At 41.2% G+C, this 8,413-nt stretch carries 8 protein-coding genes; 2 read left to right on the plus strand and 6 right to left on the minus strand.

Going from position 1 to position 8,413, the window contains the following annotated elements; genetic code table 11:
- Positions 1 to 527 precede the first annotated feature (527 nt).
- Entirely contained in the window at positions 528 to 2,354 is a 1,827-nt protein-coding gene (lepA, locus tag DDE80_RS13080; RefSeq protein ID WP_108308331.1) for a translation elongation factor 4, read from the minus strand.
- A gap of 233 nt (positions 2,355 to 2,587) precedes the next feature.
- Here lepA and rpsT point away from each other — a divergent pair, with 233 nt between their 5' ends.
- Positions 2,588 to 2,836 carry a 30S ribosomal protein S20 gene (rpsT, locus tag DDE80_RS13085; protein WP_108308332.1) on the plus strand — a complete coding sequence of 83 codons (249 nt, stop codon included), beginning with the start codon at positions 2,588 to 2,590 and terminating at the stop codon, positions 2,834 to 2,836.
- A gap of 83 nt (positions 2,837 to 2,919) precedes the next feature.
- Here rpsT and holA read toward each other — a convergent pair whose 3' ends face one another.
- Complete coding sequence (holA, locus tag DDE80_RS13090; protein ID WP_108308334.1) at positions 2,920 to 3,930, minus strand: DNA polymerase III subunit delta; 1,011 nt, start codon at positions 3,928 to 3,930, stop codon at positions 2,920 to 2,922.
- A gap of 138 nt (positions 3,931 to 4,068) precedes the next feature.
- Between holA and DDE80_RS13095 the strand changes: the two genes are divergently transcribed.
- A complete protein-coding gene (locus DDE80_RS13095; RefSeq protein WP_108308335.1) occupies positions 4,069 to 4,209 on the plus strand; it encodes a YqzM family protein in 141 nt (46 codons plus the stop codon).
- 46 nt (positions 4,210 to 4,255) lie between these two features.
- On the opposite strand, the gene DDE80_RS13100 is transcribed toward DDE80_RS13095, so the two are convergent.
- From DDE80_RS13100 to DDE80_RS13115, 4 genes are all read right to left on the minus strand, one after another.
- Positions 4,256 to 6,499 carry a DNA internalization-related competence protein ComEC/Rec2 gene (locus DDE80_RS13100; RefSeq protein WP_235612343.1) on the minus strand — a complete coding sequence of 748 codons (2,244 nt, stop codon included), beginning with the start codon at positions 6,497 to 6,499 and terminating at the stop codon, positions 4,256 to 4,258.
- On the minus strand, positions 6,483 to 7,052 hold the full coding sequence (locus DDE80_RS13105; protein WP_108308337.1) for a ComE operon protein 2: 570 nt from the start codon (positions 7,050 to 7,052) through the stop codon (positions 6,483 to 6,485). The genes DDE80_RS13100 and DDE80_RS13105 overlap by 17 nt, the downstream gene beginning before the upstream one ends.
- 36 nt (positions 7,053 to 7,088) lie before the next feature.
- Positions 7,089 to 7,742, minus strand: coding sequence for a helix-hairpin-helix domain-containing protein (locus tag DDE80_RS13110; protein WP_108308338.1), 654 nt, complete (start codon positions 7,740 to 7,742; stop codon positions 7,089 to 7,091).
- 92 nt (positions 7,743 to 7,834) lie between these two features.
- On the minus strand, positions 7,835 to 8,167 hold the full coding sequence (locus DDE80_RS13115) for an LPXTG cell wall anchor domain-containing protein (protein WP_161952342.1): 333 nt from the start codon (positions 8,165 to 8,167) through the stop codon (positions 7,835 to 7,837).
- Between the last annotated feature and the right edge of the window lie 246 nt (positions 8,168 to 8,413).

Raw genomic sequence — 8,413 nt, forward strand, 5'->3', positions numbered from 1 at the left:
AAATAACCACCGAACTTTTGCCTTTACTCACATCTAACGCAATGACATGTTTCATCATTTCCATCTCCTTTTTAGCCAGTCATAGAAGTCTTCACAGTACCTTAATGATTCCACTTTCTTATACGCGGTCTCTTTGGACCCAACAGACTAAACTGATTCATATAAGGGTGTGAAGTTAGCCGGTTTTTAATACGGACTCTCAAATGGTCCCAGAGGCTAGTCGACTTTCCTTCACTTCTACTATAAAAAAATAGTAGCACAAACCATGGCCTTGGTTTGTACTACTAATCTTAGTCTGTTTTTTGTCTTCGTAATAAAATAGGTTGCAAATTAAAGGCTAATGAGTAATCAACCTATTAAGCCTCATTATCAATAGTTAAACACTGTCGTTATATATGTAGTCTCTAAATTGTATTTGCTCAAAAAAAGACAAAGCGCTCCGTATACGCTTTGTCTTTAACTATTTCTATATTTTATCGTTCGTTTGTCATCTTTTTACAAAAGGCTACAAACTTTGATAGTGTATCTTATTTATCATCGTCCATTTTAAGTACAGCCATAAATGCTTCCTGAGGTACTTCTACTGAACCTACTTGTTTCATACGTTTTTTACCTGCTTTTTGTTTCTCAAGTAATTTACGTTTACGCGAGATGTCACCGCCGTAACATTTTGCTAGTACGTTTTTACCCATCGATTTAATCGTAGAACGCGCTACAATTTTTTGTCCAATGGCTGCTTGTACAGGCACTTCAAATTGTTGACGAGGGATTAGCTCTTTTAGTTTTTCTACGATAACTTTACCACGCTCATACGCAAAGTCACGGTGAACGATAAAGCTTAACGCATCGACTTGTTCGCTATTTAATAAAATATCCATCTTCACAAGTTTTGACGTTTTATAACCAATTAGCTCATAGTCAAATGACGCATAACCTTTCGTATTTGATTTTAAGTGGTCAAAGAAATCATAAACAATTTCTGATAATGGCAGCTCATAGTTAACCGCTACACGCGTTGTATCTAGGTAGTTCATGTCAATGAAGTTACCGCGTTTCTTTTGGCAAAGCTCCATTACTGCCCCTACATAATCATTTGGCACCATAACAGAAGCTTTTACATAAGGTTCTTCCACGTGATCAATTTTTTGTGGATTTGGCATCATCGCTGGGTTATCGACTAAAATTTCTGTGCCATCTGTCATATGCACTTTGTACACTACAGAAGGGGCAGTTGTAATTAAATCAATCTTAAACTCACGCTCAATACGTTCTTGAATAATTTCCATGTGCAGTAACCCTAAGAAACCACAACGGAAACCAAAACCTAATGCTTGTGATGTTTCTGGCTCGAATTCAAGCGCGGAGTCATTTAGCTCTAACTTTTCTAACGCTTCACGTAAATCATTATATTTTGATGTATCAATTGGGTATAAACCACAGAATACCATTGGATTTAAACGACGGTAGCCTGGTAACGCTTCTGTTGCAGGGTTATCTACAGAAGTAATCGTATCACCTACACGCGTATCCGCTACATTTTTAATTGAAGCTGTTAAATAACCTACGTCGCCTACCGTTAATTCTTCTACAGGTGTTACGTGTGGCGTGTGAATGCCGACTTCAATTACTTCAAACTCTGCACCTGTTGCCATCATGCGAATTTTGTCGCCCGCTTTAACACGGCCTTGTACGATACGAATTGATGCGATAACACCGCGGTAAGCATCATATACCGAGTCAAAAATTAAAGCTTGTAGCGGTGCTTCAGGGTCACCTTCTGGCGCAGGTACTTTCGCTACGATTTGTTCTAAAATTTCTTCGATACCGATGTTGGCTTTCGCTGAAGCTAATACGGCTTCTGAAGCATCTAAACCGATCACATCCTCGATTTCTTCACGCACGCGTTCTGGATCAGCGGCTGGTAAATCGATCTTATTAATGACTGGTAAAATCTCTAAGTCATTATCTAAGGCTAAATATACGTTAGCTAACGTTTGCGCTTCGATACCTTGCGCTGCGTCTACTACTAAAATCGCACCCTCACATGCCGCTAAACTACGTGATACCTCATACGTAAAGTCGACGTGTCCTGGTGTGTCAATTAAGTGAATGGTGTAAATTTCGCCGTCATTAGCTAAATATTTTAATTGGACCGCATTTAATTTAATCGTAATACCACGCTCTTGTTCTAAATCCATTGAGTCGAGCATACGCGTTTTCATTTCGCGCTTTGTTAATGACTGCGTATGTTCTAATATACGGTCAGCTAACGTCGATTTGCCGTGGTCAATATGGGCAATAATCGAGAAGTTACGAATATTTTCTTGTCTTTTCTGTCTTTCATCTCGGTTCATGTACTTCACTCCTATTTCAACTATATTAAATTATACTATGAATATTAGGCAATGTACAACTCCTACTAGGATGCGGAAATTAGGCATTTTGTTGCTATAATTACTGTCAAGTAAATATTCTTTGCGCGAAACTATTGCTTTTTAACGTTGCGTTTGTTAAAATGATTTTTGTTGTATTGACACGAAAACGTGAGAAAATACTCATCTCGTATCTAATCTAGGAGGTGAAATACATGCCAAACATTAAAGGTGCTATCAAACGTGTAAAAACGAACGAAAAAGCAAACGCAGCGAACACTCAAGTGAAATCAGCTATGCGTACAGCAGTTAAAAAAGCACGCGTTGCTATCGCTGAAAACAGCGAAAACGCACAAGAGCTTTTAAAAGCAGCTACTAAATCAGTAGATAAAGCCGCTTCAAAAGGTCTTATCCACAAAAACGCAGCAGCTCGTCTTAAGTCTCGTCTTACAAAACAAGCTTAATCGCTGTTCCTAAGGTTATCTACCATGTGTAGGTAACCTTTTTTCTATGTATAACGACAAAAAAGACTGCCCTAAGGACAGCCTCACATTGCTTTCATAATAAATAACTCGAGCGGGCGCTCACGGTTACCACTGCTCGTTTTCAGCGCCTCATCCACTTTAGATAAGGCATAAAGGGCACGCAACAGTTGCTCTTCTGTAGGGCGATTGCGCTTTTGTAATAGCATTTTAATGCGGTATGGATGCGCTTTTAGTTGCTTAGCAATTTGCTGTTGGTTATAACCTTTAGACTGTAAGTAATAGGCATGGTTCATTAAGCGTACTGTAGAGGCAAGTAACCCCACTAACATAATCGGCTCCTGCTTTTGCAGTAATAAATCATGGTAAATTTCAAGCGCTGTCGCTTCGTCATTAGCAAAATAGGCATCTACCATTTTAAACGCATCTTGCTCTAACGTTTTAGCGACTAGCTCATGGACGAGCGTCTCGGTTATTTCAAGTTCGCTACCTAAATAAAGCGCTAGCTTCTCAATTTCTAAATTAAGTTGCAGCATATTAGCCCCTACAAGGTTTAACAATGCCCCTATCGCATCCTCATCGATCGATTTACCGAGCGCCTCTACGCGTGACGTAATCCATACCGCTAAATCACGTTCTTCTGGTGTTACGGCTTCTACGACACAAGCATTCGCTTTCGCAATTTTAGTAAACTTTTTACGTTCATCTAACTTTTCGTAAGGGGCGATAAAAACGACGATACTAAATGGGGCGGGGTTATTCATATATTGCTCAAAACGCTTGATATCATGAGTGATTTTTTCTTTATCTCGCTCGCTTGCTTTAAACAGCGAGGCGTTTTTAGCAATGACTAGTTTTTTTTCAGTGAAAAACGGAATGGTATCCGCTTCATTCAACACTTCATCTACTGGCACTTCGTCAAGTGAGTACGTCATAACTTCAGCTTCTTCATCTGCCGCGAGTGCCTGTTTAAGTTTTCGCACCGTCTCATCGATTAAATAGGCTTCTTCGCCGATGAGTAAATATACGGGCTGTAGTTTTTTATTATCAATATCGCGCCAAATTTTTGTAAGCACTTACGTTCACTCTCCTTATACATCAGTACATTATACTTGATTTACTATCGCTTTGTCACACCTCTTTGTGTTTTCCTTTTGATATAGCTTTTTTATAGGCGATGTTTTATAATAAGATACAGAATTGGAGGGATAGCAATGAATCCATTTGAAGGTGAAAACATTAACTCAAAACGTAACGATGCCATTGATGCGGGCGTAGGTTTCGCAGTATCATTCGGTTTCTTTACAACAATGTTCATCATTGCAATTATTTTCGAATACGTAGCTATGAACTAATTTTAACTTCGACAAAAAAGCATTTCGTTCATGAAATGCTTTTTTGTCATTTTATCGTCATATTTGTAGTACTAAGCTCTACCTCGATTGTGCCGACATCTGCTGTCGTTAAAGTCGCTCTATCTGCAAAGCGCGCTAACACATCAGGATGTGGGTGCCCGTAACGATTGTTAAGCCCTGCGCTAAAAATCGTCAGTTGCGGGTTCGTATGGGCAATAAATGCTTCGGTGCTTGACGTTTTACTACCGTGGTGCCCCGCTTTTAATAGGGCTATATTACGTAAGATGGCATCTTGTAGTTGCGCCTCCCCTTCCGCTTCTAAATCACCAGTAAAGAGCGCACGCATTTTACCGTACTGCATAACGACTACGAGTGAATCGTTATTTTTCCCCTCTCCCGCTTCAAACGGTGCCACATACATAAACTGCACCCCTGCTTTTTGCCAACTTTGCCCCCGCATGACTTCATAAACCGGAATTTTTTGTGTGTTTACTTCCTGTTCAATTGCTTGCATCACCTCACTTTTTTGAAAGCTATTAGGGGTGACGTGTAACGCCTTCACTGTTATTTCTTGCATTACTTCCTCTGCCCCTTCGACATGATCAGCATCGGGATGCGTTAAAATTAACGTATCAACCTTCGTAATCCCTTTACCTTTTAAATACGGTACGACTACACGTCGCCCTACTTCATACGGCTTTCCTTGCTGCCAACCTTCCTTATTGAAACGCAGTACCCCACCTGTATCGATCACATACACCGCTCGTCGTCTAGGTAGCTCTATAATGATGCTGTCGCCCTGCCCGACATCTAAAAATGTAACCCGGACATCTGATTGAGCAAGATAGCTGAAGTGAAGCGGCAAAACCGAGCACACGAATGCCAGTAACCCTAGACGAGGACGTTTGTTTTCGATACTAATTACTAACATAAACACACCGACATAGGCAAGCACTATACCCCACCACGCAGGGCGGCCTGGCGTCCAAAGTTGCCAAGGTATGGTCGTAAGGGCCTGAATGAAGACGGTCAGCCAAGTGCGCAGCGGTTCGTAGACAGTAAACAGTAGTGTGGCAAGAGGCGGCGCGATATAGGTGACAACAAATAAAGCCATTGTCGTCGGTAAAATAATAGTTGAAAATAAAGGTACGAAAACTAAATTCATCAGTAAAGAAGAAACAGATACCTCAAAAAAATGATATAAAATGAGTGGATATACTGCAAGTTGGGTCACGGTCGTAATTAGAAAAGCTTGCGCGAAATAACTAGGAAAATACTGCATTAAGCGCTGTGCATAGATAAGGCTAATCGTTGCGCCGTATGACAATTGAAGCCCTACTTGAAAAATACTATACGGATGCCATAGCACAAAGAAAATAAAGGTACAGGCAAGCGCATCATCAACAGCTATACGCCGCTTTTTTAGTTGCACGGCAAGCACAAGAACCGTTACAGTGACCGCACGCCATACAGACGGCGCACCCCCCGCTAACATCGCATAGAGCGGTAAGGCAATAATGAGCAATACTGTTGCATGTTCACGACGCACACCGAGACGTAGTAACACATAGTATAAAATGGCAGTCATCAACCCTACGTGCAAGCCAGATATCGCAAATAAATGGGTGATACCTAAAATTTGATACGCTCGCGTCAACTCTTCATCTACATCATCACGTAAGCCGATTAAGAGCGCTTGTGCCTCCGCCTGTAAACTTTTCGGGAAAGTTGCTTCAATATGACGGGCAACGTTAAAACGCTGTGTTGCTAAGCGTGTAGCAAAACTGGTGGAACGCCCTGTTACGCGTAAAGTTGTTACTTCAAGCATGCCAACAGCACCCTTACTCTTAATATACGACGCCATCGAAAAAGCATAGCGGTGTGCTGGACGCGTTGGCGTAGCCCAAGTAGCTTCTGTTTGCAGTTGTAAACCATAGAGGGAAGTTGCCTCATAGCGCTGTTTTTCTTGCTCGTTTTGAAAGCGGTACGTGAAGTAAACGCGTTGGCGTTCGGCTAGTGCAAATCCTCTGAGCGTCGCGCCTGAAATTTTAACATCTTGCAAGGTAAGTTGAGTTGTAGCAGGAAGGGGTTTTGGCATCGTTTGTAAAAAGAGAATACTAATTGCGACCGCTATAGCTAAATAAATTGGCCCCGGTACACGTTTATACAATAACCATGCAACATAAGGAATAAATAAAAGAAAGAGGAAAGAAGAAAGTTGGAAGGCACTCGCAGCTATGAGTACTGCGAGTGCGATGACTATCATGTGGGATTTAAAATGCTTTACCAATAAGCGCTGTCACCTGCTTTTCTAATGTGTGTATTTTTTGTTCATCTACGCCTGCCTCACGCATTTCTTGTAACATCTCAAAATACAAAGCAAGCTTTTCATCACGTAAAAAATCTACTTTACGTTCGTCAAACGGCACATGCTCTACAGTAACACCTGCTTTTTCAAAAAGGGTTAGCGCATAGCTATTATTTTTATAATCTGTGGCATAGTACACTGTCTTAATCCCTGCTTGAATAATTGATTTTGTACAAGGTAAGCAAGGAAAATGCGTGACGTAAAGATCCGCACCATGCGTTGATGTGCCATATTTTGAACACTGCAATAAGGCGTTCATTTCGGCGTGTACCGTACGCACACAATGATTGTCTACGACGTAACAGCCGTGATCAATACAATGTTCATCGCCCGCTATTGAGCCGTTATAGCCACCTGCAATAATGCGTTTATCGCGCACGATAGTAGCGCCTACAGCTAAGCGTGTACACGTACTGCGCAGGGCGAGTAAATGACACTGCGCCATAAAAAATTGATTCCAAGTAATTCGCTCCATACGAATACCTCCTTCGTTCTGTTATTAAGTGTAGCACTAATTTACGCTAATAAAATCCTTCAATTTTTCAAATGTTTTATCGCCTATGCCACTAATGTTTTTAATATCTTCTATTTTCGTAAATTGCCCTTGATCAGTGCGGTACTGGATAATGCTTTTTGCTTTTGCAGGCCCAATGCCTGGAATGGTCATTAACGCTGCTTCATCAGCTAGATTAATATTCACGGTGTTTGTCGTTGGTGCAGAGGTAGTTGCAGTTTGTGCCGAAGTAGTAGGCGTAGTTGGAGCTATTGTAACTGGGACTTCTTCACCTTGTTCTGGTATATAAATAATCATTTCATCTTGGAGTTTTTGCGCATAATTCATCGTTTTTGTGTCGGCCTTCTCCGTAACGCCTCCTGCCATTGTAATGGCATCAATAATGCGTTCTTCGGTCGTTAAAGGATAAACGCCTGGATGCTTAACAGCGCCTTTTACGTCTACTAATACGGTCGTGCTAACGGGTTCGGGTAAAGTTGATTCAGGTAAGGTTGGTGCGAGTTCAGCGGAAGCTGTATCGAGTGGTGTGGGGGTAAGTTCAAGTAGCGCTGGCTCTTCTTGTGGCGCTCGTAAACTATAAAGGAGCAGTGCGATTACAAGTGCACCGCCAATAAGTAGATATTTGCCATACTGCTGCCATATTTTTTGCATAGAAAAAACACCCTTTCCTACGAAAGTGGCGTCGTATGGAGTTACTCCTACTATAGCCTATTCTTTCGAAAGTGAAAAGGGTGTTTTTATTTTTATTGCAGTTGTTTGCGACGCATGAATAACAAAATACTTGCACCTACTAACATAAATCCTGTCAGCATAAATGCGATTGTGCTTTCACCATCAGTTTGTGGTAATTTCGCTGCTGGTGCTACTTGCTCAACACCTGCATTTGGTAATTCTTTTGCTGGTACAGAAGCTGTCGGTTGTCCTACAGGGTTGCCTTCGTTAGGCGTTACTGTTGGTTGCTCATTGTCTGTTTTAGGATTTTCATTCGGTACAGAGACAGTTGGTTGCTCAGGTAGCACTGGGCTCTCTGGATCTGTCGTAGGTTTTTCTGAATTTGGATTTTCATTTGATACCATTTTATCACCAACGACCTGCACGTATATTGCGGAACTTACAGAGAACATAAAAAAAGAGAAGGAAATCATTTCAATCCAACCATTACCTGTAGAGCCATATCTCTCTAGCTAAATTATAACACACGTGTTGATTAACCAAAATCATCCAATATCTATTTGATAAAGTTCGCGGTGGAATTCGACTATTTCTTTGAGTCCAATCCGCCATTCAATCGGCAAGGTATCACAAATAAACTGGCGTTTAAA

The organism is Metalysinibacillus jejuensis (assembly GCF_003057615.1).
GTDB lineage: Bacteria > Bacillota > Bacilli > Bacillales_A > Planococcaceae > Metalysinibacillus > Metalysinibacillus jejuensis.

What these genes read in the sequence shown, in the direction of transcription:
- lepA (WP_108308331.1), bottom strand. Translation starts at nt 2,354, where the DNA reads ATGAACCGAGATGAAAGACAGAAAAGACAAGAAAATATTCGTAACTTC.
- rpsT (WP_108308332.1), top strand. Translation starts at nt 2,588, where the DNA reads ATGCCAAACATTAAAGGTGCTATCAAACGTGTAAAAACGAACGAAAAA.
- DDE80_RS13095 (WP_108308335.1), top strand. Translation starts at nt 4,069, where the DNA reads ATGAATCCATTTGAAGGTGAAAACATTAACTCAAAACGTAACGATGCC.
- DDE80_RS13105 (WP_108308337.1), bottom strand. Translation starts at nt 7,052, where the DNA reads ATGGAGCGAATTACTTGGAATCAATTTTTTATGGCGCAGTGTCATTTA.
- DDE80_RS13110 (WP_108308338.1), bottom strand. Translation starts at nt 7,742, where the DNA reads ATGCAAAAAATATGGCAGCAGTATGGCAAATATCTACTTATTGGCGGT.
- DDE80_RS13115 (WP_161952342.1), bottom strand. Translation starts at nt 8,167, where the DNA reads ATGGTATCAAATGAAAATCCAAATTCAGAAAAACCTACGACAGATCCA.